We start from the raw sequence: 19,187 nt of genomic DNA, 5'->3' as shown, positions 1-19,187 counted from the left end.
CAGCGATCCGGCCCGGCTGCTCCGGCTGCTGACGCCCCGTGAGACCCAGGCCCTCGCCCTGCTCGCCTCCGGCCGGGACACCGCGGCCGTCGCCGAGGCCCTCGGCGTCTCCATCGGCACGGCCCGCACCCACCTGCACCGGGCGATGCGCAAGCTCGGCGTGCACACCCGCGCGGAGGCCACCGCCGTGGCCGCCCTGCTCGACCCGGCGCCCGCGTCTGCTTCTGCGCCCGCAGCCGAGCCCGCCACCGAGCTCGCCACCGAGGCCGTGCCGCAGGCCGTGCCGGACCCGCGCCCGGAGAGCTTCGAGGAGTTCTGCGCGGTCACCCACACCCGCCTGGTGCAGCAGACCTTCCTGCTCACCGGCTGCCGCCACCGCGCCGTGCACGCCGTGCACCTGGCCCTCTCGGCGACCGGCCGCCGCTGGCGGGAGGTGGGCGCGCTGCCGGACCCGGAGGCCTGGGCCCGGGCGTACGCCTTCGAGGCCGCGCAGGCACCCTGGCACCGCGGCGGCCCGCGCCGGGCCCACCTGTGGCGGCTGCCGAAGCGTCGGATCCGGGTGCACCCGCTGCCGGCCGCCGAGGCCCCGGAGCCGGACGGTCCCACCCCGCGCGACCACGATCTGCTCAAGGCGCTCGGCCGGCTGACCCGCCCTCAGCTGCGGGCCCTGGTGCTGCACGACGCGCTCGGACTGCCCGCCGAGGAGGTGGCGGCCGAGGTGGAGTCCAGTACGGCCGCGGCGGCCGGGCGGGTGCGCAGCGCGCGGGCGGCGCTGGCCGCCTCGGTGCCGGCGCTGGTGGGGCCGGACCCGGCGGCGGAGGGCTTCGGCGACCGCCTCGGCGAGCTGCTGCACCGGGCGGCGGTGCACGGCTGCCCCGCGCCGAAGGCGCCCTCCCCCGGGCTGCTCAGGGCCCGCGGGCGGCTGCGGTCCGGGCTGCTGACGGCCACCGCCGGGGTGGTCACGCTGGGCATGACGGCGACGGTGGTGACCACCCTGGCGGGCAACGGTCCGTCATCCCTCTTCCGGGAGGCCCGACTCGGGCCGCCGTCGGTCTGCTCCACCGCCGACAGCGGCAGCGCGGGACCGGTCCGGCCGGAGGCCGCGACCTGGCCGGGCCTGCCCAGCCACTGGTGCGGCCCGACCCCGGGCAGTTCGCTGCCGCTGGGCCCGGCACCCGAGCCCGCCCCGGCCGCGGCCGCCCCAGCCGCCGCTGCCGCCACCGGCTCCGGCCCGCTCGCCGAGGCGGTGCTGCCCCCGGCCGCGCCCGTCACCCCGGCCACCCCGGCCACCCCGGCCACGGCATCCGACGCGGGCGCACCGCTGCTCCCACCCGTCCCGGTACCGGTCCCGGCCGCGCCCTGCCAGCCGCTGCGGCTCTGCCCTGCGACCGGAACCGCCGGACCTGCCGACGCCCCGCTCCGCTTCGAACTGCCGCCCGCCTAAGACCGACCGGGGCCGCTCAGGCCCGGCTGGGCAGCCAGCCGTGCTGGACGGCCTTGACCCCGGCCTCGAAACGGCTGCGGGCGCCCAGACGCTCCATCAGTTCGGTGGCGGTCCGCCGGGCGGTCCGCTGCGAGACCCCGAGCCGCTTGCCGATCGCCTCGTCGGTGAACCCCTCCGCCAACAGCCGCACGGCGGTGGCCTCCTGCGGGGTGAGCCCGTTGACGTCCGGGGTGCCGGAGGAGCCGAGCGGCTCGGCCGTCGACCAGACGTTCTCGAACAGCGCGCAGAGCGCGGTCACCGTGCCGTGCCCCGTGAGCACCACCGCGGCGGCGGCGCTGTCCTCGCCGTTCACCGGGATCACCACGGTGGACCGGTCGGTGATGATCATCCGGGTCGGCAGCGCGGGCGTCAGCCGGACCTGGCCGCCGCGCTCGGCGAGCCACTCGACGTGGTCCACGGTCGGCTGGTTGTTGCGGCAGCTCTCCAGGTAGACGGTGCGCATCCGGACGCCGCGGTCCAGCAGGTCCTGGTTGAGCGGCCGGGACGCCTCCATGCTCTCCCGGGTGTGCGCGCCGTCCGGGGCGAAGGTCATCACCTCGTCCTTGACGTCCCGGGTGAGCGAGGTGAGCTTGCCGCGGATCGCGTCCAGCCCGACCAGCTGCTCCACCCCCGGGTACGCGGTGACCGGCCGGATGTCCGAGTACTCGGCGATCAGCTGGGCGGCGGCGGCCCGGGAGGCCTCGATCCGCAGCTGCTGGGCGGCCAGCTCGGCCTGCTGACGGGACATCAGGATCTCCATCCCGACGTCCGGCGAGACGGCGCGCAGGGCCCCGCTCTGCTCGTACGAGGGCCGCACCAGGGCCAGCTCGCTGAGTATGTCCAGTGCTCCCCGCACGCTCTCCTCGGAGAGTCCGGTGGAGGCGGCCAGACCGGCCACGCCCTCCTGCGGGTACATCAGCATGGCCCGGTAGACGGCTTCCGAGGCCGTGTCCAGCCCGAGGGTCGTGAGCATTTCCCCCACCTAGATAGCTCTCTCACGAAGTATTCAAGAGATCATTACACGGGGCTCCGTCAAGTGCCGATCGTGTTTGGACACTTCGGGCCAAGGCCCAGACGGTCCAGCTTTCACCCCTGTTCAACCGATTCCGGCATTGCCAGAGTCAGCTCATGTACCTCATCCACGTCGAACTCCGGCAAACCGCGCATGGGGCCCAACTCCCCACGGAGACGGCCGAGCTGATCCGCGCGACCGCCCTGCCCGAGGAACGTCTGGAGCACGTGGTGGTGCACGGCCGGGTGGCGCCGCACCCCGTGGTCGGGCTCTTCCTGATCGCCGATGACCTGCACCAGGCCGAGCGGAGCGCCGCCGCCCTGGCCGACCGCGCGGTCCACCTGCACCCCGCCCTGCTCGGCTGGGAACCGGGCCGCGCGGCCGCCCCGCTGATCGCGCCCGCCGTGGAGCTCGGCCTGGCCGGATACGGCCTCGGTGGACGGAACGGTCCAAGGCCCTTTCCGTCCACCGGAGATCCCTTCCATCGGCCCTGACCTGCGACGAGAGTAGTGATCGCCGGAAGGGACACCCCACCGGCCGGCCCGGAGGCCGAAAGCGTCACCGCGGGACGCAGGACTCCGGAGCCACTCCACACCCCACTTCTCTCCGAAGGACTCGTCATGCTGCGCACCCACGTCGCCAAGGCCGCCGCGGTCATCGCCCTCGCCCTCGCCACCGTCCCCACCCTGGCCGCCCAGAGCTCCCAGGCCGCCACCACCGCCAAGGCCACCACCCCGGTCGTCGTCCAGTACGACATGACCTGGCAGTAGGCCCGCACCACCACGGGACCGCTGCGCCTGCAGGGCGGCCGTCCCAGGAACGCCGAAGGACCCGCGCCGGGGGGCGCGGGTCCTTCGGTGTTGCCGTACTACCGGGCGCTGAGCCCTGGCCGACCGTCTTACTTGGAGATCAGCTCACGGGCCAGGCGGGCGGTCTCGGACGGCGTCTTGCCGACCTTGACGCCGGCGGCCTCGAGGGCCTCCTTCTTCGCCTGGGCGGTGCCGGAGGAGCCGGAGACGATGGCGCCGGCGTGGCCCATGGTCTTGCCCTCGGGGGCGGTGAAGCCCGCGACGTAGCCGACGACCGGCTTGGTGACGTACTCGGCGATGAAGGCCGCGGCACGCTCCTCGGCGTCGCCACCGATCTCACCGATCATCACGATCAGCTCGGTGTCCGGGTCGTCCTGGAACGCCTTGAGCGCGTCGATGTGGGTGGTGCCGATGACCGGGTCGCCACCGATGCCGACGGCCGAGGTGAAGCCGATGTCCCGCAGCTCGTACATGAGCTGGTAGGTCAGGGTGCCCGACTTCGAGACCAGGCCGATCTTGCCGGCCTGGGTGATGTCGGCCGGGATGATGCCCGCGTTGGACTGACCGGGAGAGATCAGGCCGGGGCAGTTCGGGCCGATGATCCGGGTCTTGTTGCCCTTGGAGCCGGCGTAGGCCCAGAACGCGGCGGTGTCGTGCACCGGCACGCCCTCGGTGATGACGACCGCGAGGCCGATCTCGGCGTCGATCGCCTCGACCACGGCGTCCTTGGTGAACTTCGGCGGAACGAAGATCACGGTGACGTCGGCGCCGGTGGCCTCCATCGCCTCGGCGACGGTGCCGAACACCGCGACCTCGGTGCCGTCCACGTCAACGGTGGTGCCGGCCTTGCGCGGGTTCACGCCACCGACGATCTGGGTGCCCGAGGCGAGCATCCGACGGGTGTGCTTCATGCCCTCGGAGCCGGTCATGCCCTGGACGATGACCTTGCTGTCCTTGGTGAGGAAGATAGCCATGATTCAGTCCCCTTCCTTACTTGTTGGCCAGCTCGGCGGCGCGGTCGGCCGCACCGTCCATGGTGTCCACCTGCTGCACCAGCGGGTGGTTGGCGTCGGTCAGGATCTTGCGACCCAGCTCGGCGTTGTTGCCGTCGAGGCGGACGACCAGCGGCTTGGTGACCGCCTCGCCCTTCTCCTCGAGCAGGGCGAGCGCCTGCACGATGCCGTTGGCCACCGCGTCGCACGCGGTGATGCCGCCGAAGACGTTGACGAAGACCGACTTGACGTCGGCGTCGCCCAGGATGATCTCCAGGCCGTTCGCCATCACCTCGGCGGAGGCACCGCCACCGATGTCGAGGAAGTTGGCGGGCTTGACGCCACCGTGGTTCTCACCGGCGTAGGCGACCACGTCGAGGGTGCTCATGACGAGACCCGCGCCGTTGCCGATGATGCCGACCTGGCCGTCGAGCTTGACGTAGTTCAGGCCCTTGGCCTTCGCGGCCGCCTCGAGGGGGTTGGCCGAGGCCTTGTCCTCGAGCTCCTCGTGGTGCGGCTGACGGAACTCGGCGTTCTCGTCCAGCGAGACCTTGCCGTCGAGCGCGATGATCTTGCCGTCGCCGGACTTGATCAGCGGGTTGACCTCGACGAGGAGGGCGTCCTCGGCGATGAAGACCTTCCAGAGCTTCACCAGCACGTCGGCGACCTGGTCGGCGATCTCGGCCGGGAACTTGGCCGCGGCGACGATCTCGGCGGCCTTCTCCGGGGTGCAGCCCTCGTTGGCGTCGACCGGGATCTTGGCGAGCGCGTCGGGGTTCTCCTCGGCGACGACCTCGATCTCCACGCCGCCCTCGACGCTGGCCATGGCCAGGAAGGTGCGGTTGGTGCGGTCCAGCAGGAACGAGACGTAGTACTCGTCCTTGATGTCCGCCGTCTGAGCCAGCATCACCTTGTGAACGGTGTGGCCCTTGATGTCCATACCGAGGATCGCCCCGGCCTTGGCCACGGCGTCGGCCGGGTCGGCGGCGAGCTTCACGCCACCGGCCTTGCCTCGTCCACCCACCTTCACCTGAGCCTTGACGACGGCGCGGCCGCCGAAGCGCTCCGCGATGGCGGCAGCGTCTGCGGCGGTCTCGATGACATCGCCGTCAAGCACGGGCACACCGTGCTTGGCGAAGAGGTCCCTCGCCTGGTACTCGAACAGGTCCACGTGTTTGTCCTTGTTCGTGGTCGCGGATTGTGTCTCTACGAGCGTGCCACGGCAGGATCTTCGCTGCGGGTCGTCGAGGCTGGGCGGGTACGCAGAGACAGCCTTGCGGCCCACACAGCCACGGGCGCACACGTCAATCAACACGCGCGTCACGTCCGCATGGCAGGTTATCCCCGTACGACGTGCGTGTTTCGCCCGGGGCCCCGTCCGCTTTGGTGAGAACCGTCACAACGGGACGCTCCGGGCGTGCCGCACACCCAGCTCACCGGTGGTCCGGACCGCCCGTGAGGGGTGTGCGGCCATCCCTCGTCCGGGTGAATGGTTTGGACACTCCGTCAGTTGCCCCCACCCCCGGGAGGCCGGACCGTCAGGTCTCCGGGACCGGCAGCGGACGGCGCTCGATCGCCGCCGCCATGATTTCCGGGAAGGCGTCCGGCGTGCAGGCGAAGGCCGGACAGCCGAGCGCGGCCAGGGCGGCGGCGTGCGCGTGGTCGTAGGCCGGCGCCCCCTCGTCGGAGAGCGCGAGCAGCGCGACGAACTGCACCCCGGCCGCCTTCATCGCGGCCACCCGCTTGAGCATCTCGTCCCGGATGCCGCCCTCGTAGAGGTCGCTGATCAGCACCACCACGGTGTCGGCCGGGCGGGTGATCCGGGACTGGCAGTACGCCAGCGCCCGGTTGATGTCGGTGCCGCCGCCGAGCTGGGTGGCGAACAGGACGTCCACCGGATCGGTGAGCTGCTCGGTGAGGTCCACCACCGAGGTGTCGAAGACCACCAGCCGGGTGGAGAGGGTCTTCATCGAGGAGAGCACCGCGCCGAAGACCGCCGAGTGCACCACGGACGGGGCCATCGAGCCGGACTGGTCGACGCAGAGGATCACCTCCTTCTTCACCGAGCGCTGCGCCCGGGCGTAGCCGACCAGCCGCTCCGGCACCACGGTGCGGTACTCGGGGAGGTAGTTGGCGAGGTTGGCCCGGATGGTGCGGCCCCAGTCGATGTCCTGGTGGCGCGGGCGGTTGACCCGGGCGCTGCGGTCGAGCGCGCCGCCGAGGGTGGCCCGGGTGCGGTCGGCCAGTCGGCGCTCCAAGTCCGCCACCACCCGGCCGACCACGGCCCGGGCCGTCTCCCGGGTGGTCTCCGGCAGGGCGTGCTTGAGCGAGAGGAGGGTGGAGACCAGGTGCACGTCCGGCTCCACGGCCTCCAGCATCTCCGGCTCCAGCAGCAGCCGTTCGAGCCCGAGACGGGTGATCGCGTCCTGCTGCATCACCTGCACCACGGAGGTGGGGAAGTACTCCCGGATGTCCCCCAGCCAGCGGGCCACCTGCGGGGCGGAGCCCCCGAGGCCGGCCGACCGCGGCCCGCCGGTGCGGGAGCGGGCGCCGCTCTCCTCCGCGCCCCGGTAGAGCGCGGCGAGCGCGCCGTCCATCGCGGCGTCCCGGCCGGCCAGGGTGCGGCCGGTGCCGTCGGCCTCGCCGCCGAGCACCAGCCGCCAGCGGCGCAGCCGCTCCTGACGGGCCTGCTCGGACTGCGGCTCGGACTGCGGCGCCGACTGCTCGGGGAGCTGGGTGGTCGTCATCAGGCACTCCTGCGGTCGGTCTGACGGGGGATCCGGGGGCGGGGCTCCGCGGCGGTGGCCGTAGCGACGATGGTGGTCGTGGCCGGCTGCTCCAGGCCGAGGAGGAGGCGGAGCACGGGCAGCGCCGCGTCGGCCCGCTCGCCGTCCAGCTCCTCGACGGCGGCCGGGCCACCCGGACCGGCCGGACCGGTGGCGGCGCCGAGCCTCCCGGCCGCGACCTGCTCGCCGACCGTGCGGCGCACCCCGGCCTCCAGCGCGGCGAACGTCCGGCGCAGCAACGGCAGCACGTCGGTGAACACCTCGTCCGGGACGGTGCTCAGCCAGGCGTCGAGCAGGGCGAGCAGCTCCGGGTCGTGCAGCAGCAGGACACCGCTGCCGGCCAGGAAGCCCTCCACCCAACCGGCGGTGTCCGCCGGCGGGTTGGCGTGCGAGAGCACCAGGCCGAGCTGCTGCCCGGCCGCCGCCGAGTCGATCCGGCCGCCGTCCAGCAGCAGCCGCACCGCCCGCCCGCGCAGCAGACCCGGCACCGCCGCACCGGCGCCGCCCGCCGAAGCCCCGGGCTGACGACGGGCCAGCGAGCGCAGCGCACCGGCCCACCGGTCGGCCAGCGACCCACCCGGCGCGACCGGCACGCCGGCCTCCGCCACACCCGCCGGGGCGCCGTCCGACACACCGTCAGCAGCCCCGCCGGCAGCCTCGTCGGCCCCCTCCGCCGCGTCCGCCGCGAGCAGTGCGACGGCCGCGTGGACGCCCTCCAGATGGCCGCGCACCACCCCCGCCTGCTCCGCGTCGAGCCCGACGCAGGCCGGCGGCAGGCCGACGCAGATCCGGTCGGCCAGCCCGTTCGCCACCGCGGCCAGGGCGGAGCTGTCGGTGCCCCGGACGTCGCCGTAGCGCAGGGCTCGGACCAACGCGGGGAGGGCCGCGGCGAGTTGGGCCACGTCGGTGTCGAGCGCGGCCCGGTCGGCCAGCGCCCGCATCACCGGCGGGAGGGCGGCCGGGAGCCCGGCCAGCAGGCACTGCTCGACCAGTTCGGTGAGCTCCGGCAGGCCCTCGGCCCGGGCCGCCAGCTCGACCGCCCGGCCGGTGGCGGCGGCCTCCACCGTGGTGCCCCACTGGGCGGCCACCGCGATCCGCACCGCGAACTCCGGCTGCCAGCGCAGCAGCCAGGTCTCCCGGAAGGTGCCGGTGGCGCGGACGGTGTCCTGCGACCGGCTGCCCCAGTCGATGCCGATCAGCCGCAGCCGGTGCAGCAGCAGGGAGCGGGCCGCGTCGTTCTCCTTCCGCAGGTCGAGGGCGAGCTCGCGCGGCTCGGGCTCGGGCTTGAGCCGCAGGCTGCGCTGCAGCCGGGCGAGGTCCCGCTGGAGCGGCACCGTCGGTGCGCCGTCCGGGACTTCACCGAGCGCGTCGCCGATCACCAGCCGCTCGCGGACCAGCTCCAGCGCCACGTCGGAGCCGTCGCACAGCACGGAGCGGATCGCGTCCAGCGTCTCCGGCAGCCCGGGCAGCGGGCGGCCGCGCAGCACGCCGAGCGTCTCGGCCAGCCGGACGGCCTCGATCACGTGCGCGGAGGAGACCGGGTGGTCCTCGGCCCGGAGCAGCGCGGCCGCCCTGGTCATCCAGAGTGGGAGGGCACCGGCGGGGCCCTCGGCTCCGGTTCGGGCGCCGGTTCCGGCTCCTGACGGGGCGTCGGCTCCGGCCGTGAAGAGGTGGTGGTACCAGCCGGGCGAGTCGATCCCGGCGCCGTAGCCGGTGTGCTGGGAGAGCCTGCGGTGCGTCCAGGGCACCCAGGTGACCTCCACCTTGGCCTTCTTCGGCAGGGTGGCCAGCAGCGCCCGGTCGTGCGCGACCGTCGGCAGGGTGGCCAGCGCGGGGACGTGCCAGGCTCCGCAGACCACGGCGATCCGCCGGTGCCCGGCCCGCTTTGCGGCCCGCAGCGCCTGCCGCATGTACGCCTCGCGCAGCTCGTCCCGCCGCCCGGCCGGGTACCGCTCGCGCAGCGCCGTCATCGCCTCGGCGACGGCCTCGAACGGGGCCAGCGGATCGGCCTCGGGGCCGCTGCCCGGGAGGCGGTGCTCGATCACGTCCTCCCACCAGGCCTCCGGGTCGGCGTGTCCGGCCACCGCCGCGAGGGCTCCGATCGGATCGAAGCCCGACGCGTCGTCAACTTCCGGCCGTGCTTCCCCCTGTGCGCCCTCGGACGACTCGGAAGTGCCCCCCGGCACTCCCGGGCCGTCCGGGGCGTCGACGGTCTCCACGGCGGGCACCCCGTGCGCGGTTCCCGGGGCGTCGGCAACGGGTGCCGGAGCGGGCGAGAGTCCGTACCCGGCCGGCAGGTCGATGAAGGTGGCCGGGACGCCGTGCCCGGCCGCGTACCGGATCGCCACCCACTCCGGGGAGAAGGAGGCGAACGGCCAGAACGCCGCCCGTGACGGGTCGTCGGCCGCGTGCGCGAGCAGCGCGACCGGCGGCACCATCCCCTCCTCGGCCGCCAGCCCGACCACGGCGTCGGCCTCCGGTGGGCCCTCGATCAGCACCACGTCCGGCCGCAGCCGCTCCAGGGCGGCCCCCACCGCCCGGGCCGAGCCCGGCCCGTGGTGGCGGACGCCGAGCAGCGTGACCTCTGCCGTGCTCATTCCCCTACTCCCCTCGTTCGCTTCCCGCCGTGCCGCCGTGCCGCCGACCCACCGCCGCTCAGTGCGCGCTCTCCCTGGCCGCGCGGTAGAAGTCCTTCCAGCCGTCCCGCTCGCGCAGCACGCCCTCCAGGTACTCCTGCCAGACCACCGTGTCGGCGCCCGGATCGCGCAGCACCGCCCCGGCCACGCCCGGCACCACGTCCCCCGCGCGCAGTGCGCCGTCCCCGAAGTGGGCGGCCAGCGCCAGCCCGTTGGTCACCACCGAGATGGCCTCGGCGGTGGAGAGGGTGCCGCTCGGGGTCTTCACCTTCGTCCGCCCGTCGGCGGTGACGCCGGCCCGCAGCTCGCGGAAGACCGTCACCACCCGGCGGATCTCGGCGGCACCGTCCGGGAGTTGGGGCAGGTCGAGCGAGCGGCCGAGCTGGGCGACCCGGCGGCTGACGATCTCCACCTCCTCCTCCAGCGAGCCTGGCAGCGGGAGCACCACCGTGTTGAACCGGCGGCGCAGGGCGCTGGACAGCTCGTTCACCCCTCGGTCGCGGTCGTTGGCGGTGGCGATCAGGTTGAAGCCGCGGACCGCCTGCTGCTCGGCGCCCAACTCCGGTATCGGCAGGGTCTTCTCGGAGAGGATGGTGATCAGGCTGTCCTGCACGTCGGCCGGGATGCGGGTGAGCTCCTCGACCCGGGCGATCTGCCCCTGCGCCATCGCCCGCATCACCGGGGAGGGCACCAGGGCGTCCCGGCTGGGGCCGTGGGCGAGCAGCTGCGCGTAGTTCCACCCGTACCGGACGGCCTCCTCCGGGGTGCCGGCCGTGCCCTGCACCAGCAGGGTCGAATCCCCGCTGACGGCGGCGGCCAGGTGCTCGGAGACCCAGGTCTTGGCGGTGCCGGGCACGCCGAGCAGCAGCAGCGCCCGGTCGGTGGCCAGCGTGGTGACGGCGACCTCGACGGTGCGGCGCGGGCCGACGTACTTGGGGGTGATCACGGTGCCGTCGGGCAGCGTGGCGCCGAGCAGGTAGGTGGCCACCGCCCAGGGCGAGAGCCGCCAGCGCTCGGGGCGCGGCCGGTCGTCCTGGGCGGCGAGCGCGGCCAGCTCGGCGGCGAAGGCGTCCTCGGCGTGCGCGCGGAGCACCTCGGGCGCACCACCGCGAGCGGTCTGAGCAGTCATCAAAAGCTCCTCTGGATCGGCCTCAGGGCAGAGCTGTGGCAAGGGAGTGGAGGGGGACGTGCTGGGTGCAGAGGCGTCTTCACATGGGCAGCTACCAGCGCGGGCAGACGGCGAGCGGACCGACGACAACCCCGGAGCCCGTCGCCCTGCGAGAACAACGATGCACCCTCGGACTGACAGTCGGGGCGGTCGAACTGACAGATCACCAGTTCGAGTGAACGGCTGTCAGTGCCCCGTCCTAGCGTCGTCCCCATGGATCGATGGACCACCGAACACGTCCTCTCCCTCGCCCCCGACCAGCCCTCCCGCAAGGCCGCCGGCAAGCTCGGCTCCCCCGCCCCGTGGTCCGGCACCGGCCTCGGGCGCGGTGCGCTCTGGGGCCAGTGCGAGGGCAGCGGCTCGACGCCCTACCGCACCGTGGTCGAGCTCGGCACGCCCGCCTACAAGTGCAGCTGCCCGAGCCGCAAGTTCCCCTGCAAGCACGCCCTCGGCCTGCTGCTGCTCTGGAGCGGCAGCCCCGAGGCCCTCACCGAGGCCGAGCCGCCCGACTGGGCCGGCGAGTGGCTGGACGCGCGCGAGCAGGCCGCCGCCCGCCGCGCCGCACCACCCGCCGCCCCCGCCGATCCGGCCGCCGCCGCCCGCCGCGCGGCCCGCCGGGCCGGGCGGATCTCGGCCGGCGCCGCCGAGCTCCGGCTCCGGCTGGCCGACCGGGTCCGGCACGGCCTGGCCGAGGAGCGGCCCGGCGGCTGGGACGAGGTGGCCGCCCGGATGGTCGACGCCCAGGCACCCCGGCTGGCCACCCAGGTACGGGAGTTGGCGTACGCCCCGACGGCCGAGCGGCTCTCCGAGTACGCCCTGCTGCACCTGCTGGCCGGCGCCGTCTCCCGCGCCGAGGAGCTGCCCGAGCCGCTGGCCGCCACCGTCCGCGCCCGGGTCGGCGTCCCGGTCGACACCGCCGAGCTGCTCGCCGGGCCGACGGTGCGGGACCGCTGGCTGGTGCTCGGCAGCCGGGACACCGCCGACGACCGGCTGACCACCCGCCGCACCTGGCTGCGCGGCGCCAAGACCGGCCGCCCGGCCCTGCTGCTCTCCTTCGGCGCCCCCGGCCGCTCCCCCGAGCTCGCCCTCCCCACCGGCCACCTGCTGGAGGCCGAGCTGGCCTTCCACCCGGGCACCCGCCCGCTCCGGGCCGTGCTCGGCACCCGCCACGGCGCACCCGAGCCGGAGCTCCCGGCGCCCGCCGGCACCGGCCCGGGCGAGGCCGTCGCCGAGTACGGCCGCGCCGTCGCCGACGACCCGTGGCTGGCCTCCTGGCCGGCCGTGCTCGCCGACGTGGTGCCCGTGCTCGGCCCCGAGGGCTGGCGCCTGACGGACGGTCACCACAGCGTCCCGGTCCGCCCCGGCAGCTGCCCCGAGCCAGCGCTCTGGCGCCTCGCCGCGCTCTCTGCCGGGCACCCGCTCACCGTCTTCGGCGAGTACGGCCACCGCGGCTTCGCCCCGGTCACCGCCTGGTCCCCGGACGGCACCCCTACGGGGCTCACCCAATGACCACGACCCCCGGTGCGGCTGGCGAAGGTGGCCACCCCGGGGGCGCGAGGAACTGCGCGCAGGGGAACGGCACCACGTGCAACTGGCTCGCCTGCCCCGACCCAGCTCTGAGCCGCCTTCCGAACACGCGCAGTTCCTCGCGCCCCCAGCGGCACAGCCACCTGCCTCAAGCGCTGGGCCGCCTTCGGCCTCGCGCCCACGCGGCGGAGCCGCAGATCGGCAGAGCCCCGCGCCCCCGGTGTAACCAACTCGATCGACGGAGGGTCAGATGACCACCGACCTCTGGCAGGAGCTGAACACCACCGCCCTGCTCGGCACCGACCGCCGCCCGCTCCCCGCCGATTCCGGCCACCTCCCGGTGGACCGCGGCGACCCGGCCACCGCCCTGCTCGACCTGGCCGCCGTGGCCACCGTCCGCCGCCGGGCCGGGGCCCTCGCCGACCCGGCCGTCCCGGTGCCCGCCCCCGCCGCGGCGGACCCGCGCCCCGCGCCCTCCCCCGCCGCCGCCCACCGACTGGCGATCCTGCTCACCGGGCACGGCCCGCACGGCGGCAACGGCCACGGCACCGCCAACCTCGGCGAGTTGCTCCCGCAGTGGCTGACCGCCGCCCGAGGGCACGGCTACCGCGCCCCGGCCGCCGCCGTCCCCGCCCTGCTGGACGCGGCCCGCGCCCGCAGCGAACTCCGGCCGGACGTGGTCGCGTTGACCGGCCCGCTGGGCCGCTGGCTGGCCGAGCGGAACCAGGAGTGGAAGTACGTCGACCGCACCATCACCGAGGAGCTCGCCCCCGAGCCGGACGAACGGCTCTGGCAGGAGGGCCTGTTCGCCGAGCGGGTCGGCCTGATCTCCCGGCTGCGCGGCAGCGACCCGGCCGCCGCGCTCACCCTGCTCGGATCCACCTGGGCCACCGAGCGCGCCGAGGACCGGCTGCTCTTCCTGGACGCCCTGCACGAGGGGCTGTCGCTCGCCGACGAGGCCTTCCTGGAGGCCGCCCTCACCGACCGGAGCAAGAACGTCCGGGCCACCGCCGCCGAGCTGCTCTCCACCCTGCCGGGCTCGGCCCTGGCCACCCGGATGGCCGAGCGCGCCCGCGCCGCCGTCCGTGCGGTCCCCTCCCGTGCCGTCTCCTCCCCAGCGGCGGAGGCCGACCGGCTGGCCGTCCACCCGCCCGTCGAGTGCGACGCCGGGATGCAGCGCGACGGCATAGCGCCCAAGTCGCCCACCGGGCGCGGGCAGCGGGCCTGGTGGTTCGGCGAGATCGTGGCGGCCGCACCGCTCTCGCTCTGGACCGCCGACACCGGCCTGACGCCGGATCAGCTGCTGCGCCTGCCGGTCACCGAGGAGGAGCCGGACGACTGGCGGGAGGACCTCCACGAGGCCTGGGCCAGGGCCGCCGTCCGCCAGCGGGACACCGCCTGGGCCCGCGCCCTGCTCGGCCCCCCGCCGCGCCCCGCCACCGCCCTGGCCCGCCTCACCGGCCGCTCCCGCACCAAGGCCGACCGGACCGCCCGGGCCGCGAACCGGGCCGCCCAGGCCACCGGCGTCCCGTCCCGGCTGCTCGGCGTGCTGCCCGAGGAGGAACGGGCCGCCTGGACGGCCGCGTTCATCACCACGCACGGTCTGGGCGAGGCCTTCCAACTGCTCGGCGCCTGCGCCACCCCGTGGACCCCGCCGCTCAGCACCGCCGTGGTCGCCGCCCTGGAGCGGGCCGCCGCCTCCGGCTCGTACCCGTGGAGCCACAGCGGCGTGCTGGGCATGACCGAGCGGGCGCTCAGCCCCGCCACCGCCCCGGCCGTGGCGGCCCTGGCCGCCGCCGCCACGCCGAACTCGGCCTGGGCCGACACCCTCACCCGGCTCGCCGAGACGCTCCTCTTCCGCGCTGCCATGCTCGACGAACTCGACCCGAGCTAGCGGCACGACGAAGGGCCCCGGGGGACGCCCCGGGGCCCTCACGATCCGTCAGTCTCAGCCCGCCGCGCGCAGGTTCGCCTCGACCCAGGCCACCACGTCGCGGGTGGGGGTGCCGGGGGTGAAGATGTCGGCGACGCCCATCCGCTTCAGCTCGACGATGTCCTCCTCCGGGATGATCCCGCCGCAGAACACCTTGATGTCGAGCGCGTCGCGCTCCTTGAGCAGCTCGATCACCCGGGCGCAGAGTGTCATGTGGGCGCCCGACAGGATCGACAGCCCGATCCCGTCCGCGTCCTCCTGGATCGCGGTGTCCACCACCTGCTCGGGCGTCTGGTGCAGCCCGGTGTAGATGACCTCCATGCCGGCGTCGCGCAGCGCCCGGGCGATGACCTTCGCGCCCCGGTCGTGCCCGTCGAGACCGGGCTTGGCGACCACCACGCGGATCGGCCCTGACACACCCATCACTGCCTCCGGTTAACCACCGATAACTGAACCTGAGGGGAGGGTAGCGCCCTCTGCCCCGGTTGGCGGAGACCCCTCCCCAAGGGAGGGGAAAATCACAGCCCCGGGGCAGGTCGGACCGACCCTAGGCACCTACCCGGTCCGACGGACCCCTACTCGACCCCTACAGCTTCTCCACCGGCGCGTACCGCAGCAGCAGCTGCTTGCGCCCGGTGGCACCGAAGTCCACCGTGGCCTGCGCCTTGTCGCCGACCCCGGAGGTGGCCACCACGGTGCCGAGACCGAAGGAGTCGTGCGTCACCCGGTCCCCGACCGCCAGCGCCACGACCTCCTTCTCGACCACCCGCCGGGCCGACTGCCCCCAGCCCGCCTTCGGCGAACTCGCCGCCGCCCCACCGGACTTGCGCCCACCGAAACCACCCGAGCCGCCCGAGGACGAGGAGAAGCCGCGAGAGGCCGGCACCGCCGAGGACCCCGTCCGCTTCCACTCCACCAGCGTCTCCGGGATCTCCTCCAGGAAGCGCGAGGCCGGGTTGTACGAGGGCTGGCCCCAGGCGCTGCGCAACACCGAGCGGGTCAGGTACAGCCGCTGCCGGGCCCGGGTCAGGCCGACGTAGGCGAGCCGCCGCTCCTCCTCCAGCTCCTTGACCTGGTTGAGCGCCCGCATGTGCGGGAAGATCCCGTCCTCCATGCCGGTCAGGAAGACCACCGGGAACTCCAGGCCCTTGGCGGTGTGCAGGGTCATCATCGTGATGACGCCCGCGCCGTCCTCGTCGTCCGGGATCTGATCGGAGTCGGCCACCAGCGCGACCCGCTCCAGGAAGTCCGCCAGCGAGCCCACCGGCGGGGCCCCCTCGTCGTCGCCCTCCGGCCGCTCGCCCGGGTCCTGCTCGTACTCGAGGGCCACCGAGGCGAGCTCCTGGAGGTTCTCCACCCGGGTCTCGTCCTGCGGGTCGGTGGAGGACTGGAGCTCGGCCAGGTAGCCGGTCTCCTCCAGCACCGCCTCCAGCACCGCGGCCGGGCCCGCGCCGGACTCGACCACCTGGCGCAGCCCGGCCAGCAGGTCGTTGAACTTCTTCACCGCGTTGGCCGAGCGCGCGGCCATGCCGTACGCCTCGTCCACCCGCACGAGCGCCTGGGCGAAGGAGATCCGCTCGCGCTGCGCCAGCGCGTCGATCATCGCCTCGGCCCGCTCGCCGATGCCGCGCTTGGGCACGTTGAGGATCCGGCGCAGCGGCACGGTGTCCTCGGGGTTGGAGAGCACCCGCAGGTACGCCAGCACGTCCCGGACCTCGCGACGCTCGTAGAAGCGCACCCCGCCGACCACCTTGTACGGGAGGCCGACCCGGATGAACACCTCCTCGAACACCCGGGACTGAGCGTTCGTCCGATAGAAGATCGCCACGTCGCCCGGGCGGGCGTCGCCCGCGTCCGTCAGCCGGTCGATCTCGTCGGCGATGAACTGGGCCTCGCCGTGCTCGTCGTCGGCGACGTAGCCGACCACCTTCTCGCCGTCGTCCCCGGCGGTCCAGAGGTTCTTCTTGCGGCGGTTGGTGTTCCGCTCGATGACCGCGTTGGCCGCGGTCAGGATCGTCTGGGTGGAGCGGTAGTTCTGCTCCAGCAGGATGGTGGTGGCGTTCGGGTAGTCCTCCTCGAACTGGAGGATGTTCCGGATGGTCGCGCCGCGGAAGGCGTAGATCGACTGGTCCGCGTCACCCACCACGCAGAGCTCGGCCGGCGGCACCTCGGCGAGGCGGCCCTCCGCCGGGTTCACGAAGTCGCCGTCCACCGTCCGCTTCGGGGCCGAGGTGGCCGTGCCACCGCTCAGCTCCCGCACCAGCATGTACTGGGCGTGGTTGGTGTCCTGGTACTCGTCGACCAGGATGTGCCGGAACCGCCGCCGGTAGTGCTCGGCGACGTCCGGGAAGGCCTGGAGCAGGTTCACCGTGGTCATGATGATGTCGTCGAAGTCCAGCGCGTTGGCCTCGCGCAGGCGCCGCTGGTAGAGGAAGTACGCCTCGGCGAGCTTCTTCTCCATCGGGTTGGCGGCCTGGTCGGCGTAGGTCTCCTCGTCGATCAGCTCGTTCTTCAGGTTGCTGATCTTCGAGGTGAAGGACTTCGGCGGGAACTGCTTCGGATCCAGGTCCAAGTCCCGGCAGACCAGCGCCATCAGGCGCTGCGAGTCCGCCGAGTCGTAGATCGAGAAGCTCGAGGTGAAGCCGAGCAGCTTGCTCTCCCGGCGCAGGATCCGCACGCAGGCGCTGTGGAAGGTCGACACCCACATCGCCTTGGCCCGCGGCCCGACCAGCGCCTCGACCCGCTCGCGCATCTCGCCGGCGGCCTTGTTGGTGAAGGTGATCGCCAGGATCTCGCCCGGCTGCGCCCCGCGCGCCCCCAGCAGGTACGCGATCCGGTGCGTCAGCACCCGGGTCTTGCCCGAGCCGGCACCCGCCACCAGCAGCAGCGGCGACCCGGCGTGCACCACGGCCTCCCGCTGCGGGTCGTTCATGCCCTCCAGCAGCTGCGCCGGGTCGACCACCGTCCGGGCCGCGCCGTTGCGGTACCAGGCGTCCCGCTCGGCGTCCGCCGCGCGGTCGGTCTCGAACAGACCGTCCGGGATCGCCTCCTCGTACGGCGGCTCCTCCCCGTACCCCGGCGGCTCCTCCCCGTACTCGCCGGCCGGCGGCTCGTCGTCGGAGGACTGCTGCGACCCGGGGGTGGACGGAAGCTCGAACCCGGGGAGCGGAAGGTCGTCAAAGAGGCTACTCATGGCCCTCCGAGTCTATGGCCCACCGCCGACAGGCCCGAAGGATCCGACGGACTCCCCGGCACAGACCGCCCCGGCCCCGGAACGCCGACGGGGCGCCGCCCTCCGCCGAGCGGAGAAGGACGGCGCCCCGTGGGCGTACGGACCGGGCCTAGCGGCGCTCGGCCGACCCCGTGCCACCGGGCGGGAAGGCCTGCGCCCCCGAGGCGGGCTGGAAGCCCTGCGGCCAGGCGCCCTGGTAGCCGCCCTGCTGGCCGGAGGGCTGGAAGGAAGGCGCCCCCGCCGGCGGGTAGCCCTGCTGCCCGGACGGCTGGTAGCCCTGCGGACCGGCGGGCGGGAACGCCTCGGCCGGGCCGGCCTCGGCGACCGCCGGCGGAGCCGCCTTCTGGCCCGCCTTGGCGGCGGCCGCCTCGTCGACCGAGGTGACCGAGGCGAAGGAGGCCGTGAGCCCCTTCTTCAGCAGGTTCGACAGCGGGTTCTCCACCAGCTTGTGCAGCAGGTAGGAGGCCACCAGGATGCCGCCGACCACCGTCCCCAGCGTGGCGAGCGGGGCCATCGACCCGCGCAGCCAGTGGATCGAGGTCAGGCCGATCTCCTGGTGCAGCAGGTAGACGGGGTAGGTGAGCGCCCCGGCCACCGTGAGCCAGCGCCACTGGATCCGGTTGAAGGCGCCGAGCGCCGAGAGCAGCACCAGCACGAAGCAGAGCGTCATCAGCGCCGCCGCCACCGTGAAGGAGATCTTCTGCGGCAGGTACATCTGGTACATCTCGACGGTGCCCTTGAGGCGGTACTGCGCGACCAGCCAGGAGAAGCCGAGCATCGCCCAGAGCAGCAGGTTCTGCCCGAACTTGTACATCAGGTACATCACCACGCCGGCCGTGAAGAACGGCGCGTAGCTGGGCTGGGTGAGGGTGTCCAGCAGCGGGAAGTTCACCGCCGGCGCGATCGCGGCCAGGAAGGTCCAGATGCCGCAGAACGCGACCACCCGACGGTACGTCAGGCCCATCGCGACCACGACCGCGAACAGCACGTAGAACAGCATCTCGACCCAGAGGGTCCAGTAGCTCGGGTCCACCGACGGGGCCCCGATCGGTGCCTGAAGCATCGTCAGGTTGACCAGCACGTTGCGCAGCGACAGGTCCTTCGCCGTGCTGAACGCGTAGCCCGCCGACGCCACCACCGCGGTGGTGATCAGCACCGCCGCCCAGTAGGCCGGGTAGAGCCGGACCACCCGGGAGATGAAGAAGTCCTGCGGACGCTTGCCCCAGCAGGACATGCAGATCACGAATCCGCTTATCAGGAAGAACAGTTCGACGCCGATCCACCCGTAGATCGCCACGCCGTGCAGCCCCGGCATCAGCTTGTCCGGGCTGCCCCGCCACACCTGTTCCCACCCGGCCGGCTTGCCGACGTAGTGGAAGAGCACCACGCTGAGCGCGGCGATCAGCCGCAGCCCGTCGAGCACGTACAGTCGCGGCCGCTTCTGCCCGGGGGTGACGGCGGAGCGCCGTCCCTTCCTACGGGGCTCGGCGGCGGGCGGCACGGCCCCGTTGCTCGGCAGTACGGATGTAGACATCAGGACGCTCTCCTGGAAGGGGACCGCGCGGCCGCCGATCTGGATCGGCGACCGCGCGGTCGGGAACTGAGCCGG

At 73.9% G+C, this 19,187-nt stretch carries 14 protein-coding genes; 5 read left to right on the top strand and 9 right to left on the bottom strand.

All coding sequences use genetic code 11. The features are described 5' to 3' along the window. Nucleotides 1–1,444, top strand: a 1,444-nt coding sequence (locus ACZ6ZR_RS24690) for a sigma factor-like helix-turn-helix DNA-binding protein (protein ID WP_465645661.1), incomplete at its 5' end; no start/stop codon positions are given. A 16-nt stretch (nucleotides 1,445–1,460) separates the two neighbouring features. Here the strand turns inward: ACZ6ZR_RS24690 and ACZ6ZR_RS24685 are convergent. Beyond that, nucleotides 1,461–2,456: a helix-turn-helix transcriptional regulator gene (locus ACZ6ZR_RS24685; protein WP_465645659.1), complete on the bottom strand. Its 996-nt coding sequence runs from the start codon at nucleotides 2,454–2,456 to the stop codon at nucleotides 1,461–1,463. 155 nt (nucleotides 2,457–2,611) lie between these two features. Here ACZ6ZR_RS24685 and ACZ6ZR_RS24680 point away from each other — a divergent pair, with 155 nt between their 5' ends. Both ACZ6ZR_RS24680 and ACZ6ZR_RS24675 read left to right on the top strand, forming a co-directional pair. Continuing rightward, on the top strand, nucleotides 2,612–2,989 hold the full coding sequence (locus ACZ6ZR_RS24680) for a hypothetical protein (RefSeq protein WP_465645657.1): 378 nt from the start codon (nucleotides 2,612–2,614) through the stop codon (nucleotides 2,987–2,989). Nucleotides 2,990–3,115: 126 nt separating this feature from the next. Then, a complete protein-coding gene (locus tag ACZ6ZR_RS24675) occupies nucleotides 3,116–3,265 on the top strand; it encodes a hypothetical protein (RefSeq protein WP_465645655.1) in 150 nt (49 codons plus the stop codon). A 128-nt stretch (nucleotides 3,266–3,393) separates the two neighbouring features. On the opposite strand, the gene sucD is transcribed toward ACZ6ZR_RS24675, so the two are convergent. The 5 genes from sucD to ACZ6ZR_RS24650 form a co-directional block, all read right to left on the bottom strand. Beyond that, nucleotides 3,394–4,278 carry a succinate--CoA ligase subunit alpha gene (sucD, locus tag ACZ6ZR_RS24670; RefSeq protein ID WP_465645653.1) on the bottom strand — a complete coding sequence of 295 codons (885 nt, stop codon included), beginning with the start codon at nucleotides 4,276–4,278 and terminating at the stop codon, nucleotides 3,394–3,396. A gap of 16 nt (nucleotides 4,279–4,294) precedes the next feature. Beyond that, nucleotides 4,295–5,467: an ADP-forming succinate--CoA ligase subunit beta gene (gene sucC / locus ACZ6ZR_RS24665; protein ID WP_465645651.1), complete on the bottom strand. Its 1,173-nt coding sequence runs from the start codon at nucleotides 5,465–5,467 to the stop codon at nucleotides 4,295–4,297. 367 nt (nucleotides 5,468–5,834) lie between these two features. Further along, the gene (locus tag ACZ6ZR_RS24660; RefSeq protein WP_465645649.1) at nucleotides 5,835–7,043 is read right to left on the bottom strand and encodes a VWA domain-containing protein; all 1,209 of its coding nucleotides are present in this window, start codon (nucleotides 7,041–7,043) and stop codon (nucleotides 5,835–5,837) included. Beyond that, a complete protein-coding gene (locus ACZ6ZR_RS24655; protein WP_465645647.1) occupies nucleotides 7,043–9,679 on the bottom strand; it encodes a DUF5682 family protein in 2,637 nt (878 codons plus the stop codon). The genes ACZ6ZR_RS24660 and ACZ6ZR_RS24655 overlap by 1 nt, the downstream gene beginning before the upstream one ends. A gap of 58 nt (nucleotides 9,680–9,737) precedes the next feature. Beyond that, entirely contained in the window at nucleotides 9,738–10,847 is a 1,110-nt protein-coding gene (locus ACZ6ZR_RS24650) for an ATP-binding protein (protein ID WP_465645645.1), read from the bottom strand. 252 nt (nucleotides 10,848–11,099) lie between these two features. On the opposite strand from ACZ6ZR_RS24650, the gene ACZ6ZR_RS24645 reads away from it, so the two are divergent. Beyond that, nucleotides 11,100–12,395 (top strand): SWIM zinc finger family protein, encoded by a 1,296-nt coding sequence (locus tag ACZ6ZR_RS24645; protein ID WP_465645643.1) that lies wholly within the window; start codon nucleotides 11,100–11,102, stop codon nucleotides 12,393–12,395. A 268-nt stretch (nucleotides 12,396–12,663) separates the two neighbouring features. Continuing rightward, complete coding sequence (locus ACZ6ZR_RS24640; RefSeq protein ID WP_465645641.1) at nucleotides 12,664–14,307, top strand: DUF5691 domain-containing protein; 1,644 nt, start codon at nucleotides 12,664–12,666, stop codon at nucleotides 14,305–14,307. A gap of 54 nt (nucleotides 14,308–14,361) precedes the next feature. Here ACZ6ZR_RS24640 and ACZ6ZR_RS24635 read toward each other — a convergent pair whose 3' ends face one another. The 3 genes from ACZ6ZR_RS24635 to ACZ6ZR_RS24625 all read right to left on the bottom strand — a co-directional run bounded on the left by ACZ6ZR_RS24635 (nucleotide 14,362) and on the right by ACZ6ZR_RS24625 (nucleotide 19,112). Then, nucleotides 14,362–14,769, bottom strand: a complete 408-nt coding sequence (locus ACZ6ZR_RS24635; protein ID WP_465645639.1) for a cobalamin B12-binding domain-containing protein — start codon at nucleotides 14,767–14,769, stop codon at nucleotides 14,362–14,364. Between the two features lie 163 nt (nucleotides 14,770–14,932). Next, nucleotides 14,933–17,539 carry a DNA helicase PcrA gene (gene pcrA / locus ACZ6ZR_RS24630; protein WP_465645637.1) on the bottom strand — a complete coding sequence of 869 codons (2,607 nt, stop codon included), beginning with the start codon at nucleotides 17,537–17,539 and terminating at the stop codon, nucleotides 14,933–14,935. A 148-nt stretch (nucleotides 17,540–17,687) separates the two neighbouring features. Beyond that, nucleotides 17,688–19,112 (bottom strand): acyltransferase family protein, encoded by a 1,425-nt coding sequence (locus ACZ6ZR_RS24625; protein ID WP_465645635.1) that lies wholly within the window; start codon nucleotides 19,110–19,112, stop codon nucleotides 17,688–17,690. Nucleotides 19,113–19,187 lie beyond the last annotated feature (75 nt).

It is taken from the genome of Kitasatospora sp. NPDC088742 (assembly GCF_055584905.1).
Note: the sequence above shows the minus strand (reverse complement) of the source record. Positions and strands in the feature narration are given on the sequence as shown.

What these genes read in the sequence shown, in the direction of transcription:
- ACZ6ZR_RS24685 (WP_465645659.1), bottom strand. Translation starts at nt 2,456, where the DNA reads ATGCTCACGACCCTCGGGCTGGACACGGCCTCGGAAGCCGTCTACCGG.
- ACZ6ZR_RS24680 (WP_465645657.1), top strand. Translation starts at nt 2,612, where the DNA reads ATGTACCTCATCCACGTCGAACTCCGGCAAACCGCGCATGGGGCCCAA.
- ACZ6ZR_RS24675 (WP_465645655.1), top strand. Translation starts at nt 3,116, where the DNA reads ATGCTGCGCACCCACGTCGCCAAGGCCGCCGCGGTCATCGCCCTCGCC.
- sucD (WP_465645653.1), bottom strand. Translation starts at nt 4,278, where the DNA reads ATGGCTATCTTCCTCACCAAGGACAGCAAGGTCATCGTCCAGGGCATG.
- ACZ6ZR_RS24660 (WP_465645649.1), bottom strand. Translation starts at nt 7,043, where the DNA reads ATGACGACCACCCAGCTCCCCGAGCAGTCGGCGCCGCAGTCCGAGCCG.
- ACZ6ZR_RS24655 (WP_465645647.1), bottom strand. Translation starts at nt 9,679, where the DNA reads ATGAGCACGGCAGAGGTCACGCTGCTCGGCGTCCGCCACCACGGGCCG.
- ACZ6ZR_RS24650 (WP_465645645.1), bottom strand. Translation starts at nt 10,847, where the DNA reads ATGACTGCTCAGACCGCTCGCGGTGGTGCGCCCGAGGTGCTCCGCGCG.
- ACZ6ZR_RS24645 (WP_465645643.1), top strand. Translation starts at nt 11,100, where the DNA reads ATGGATCGATGGACCACCGAACACGTCCTCTCCCTCGCCCCCGACCAG.
- ACZ6ZR_RS24640 (WP_465645641.1), top strand. Translation starts at nt 12,664, where the DNA reads ATGACCACCGACCTCTGGCAGGAGCTGAACACCACCGCCCTGCTCGGC.
- ACZ6ZR_RS24635 (WP_465645639.1), bottom strand. Translation starts at nt 14,769, where the DNA reads ATGGGTGTGTCAGGGCCGATCCGCGTGGTGGTCGCCAAGCCCGGTCTC.
- pcrA (WP_465645637.1), bottom strand. Translation starts at nt 17,539, where the DNA reads ATGAGTAGCCTCTTTGACGACCTTCCGCTCCCCGGGTTCGAGCTTCCG.
- ACZ6ZR_RS24625 (WP_465645635.1), bottom strand. Translation starts at nt 19,112, where the DNA reads ATGTCTACATCCGTACTGCCGAGCAACGGGGCCGTGCCGCCCGCCGCC.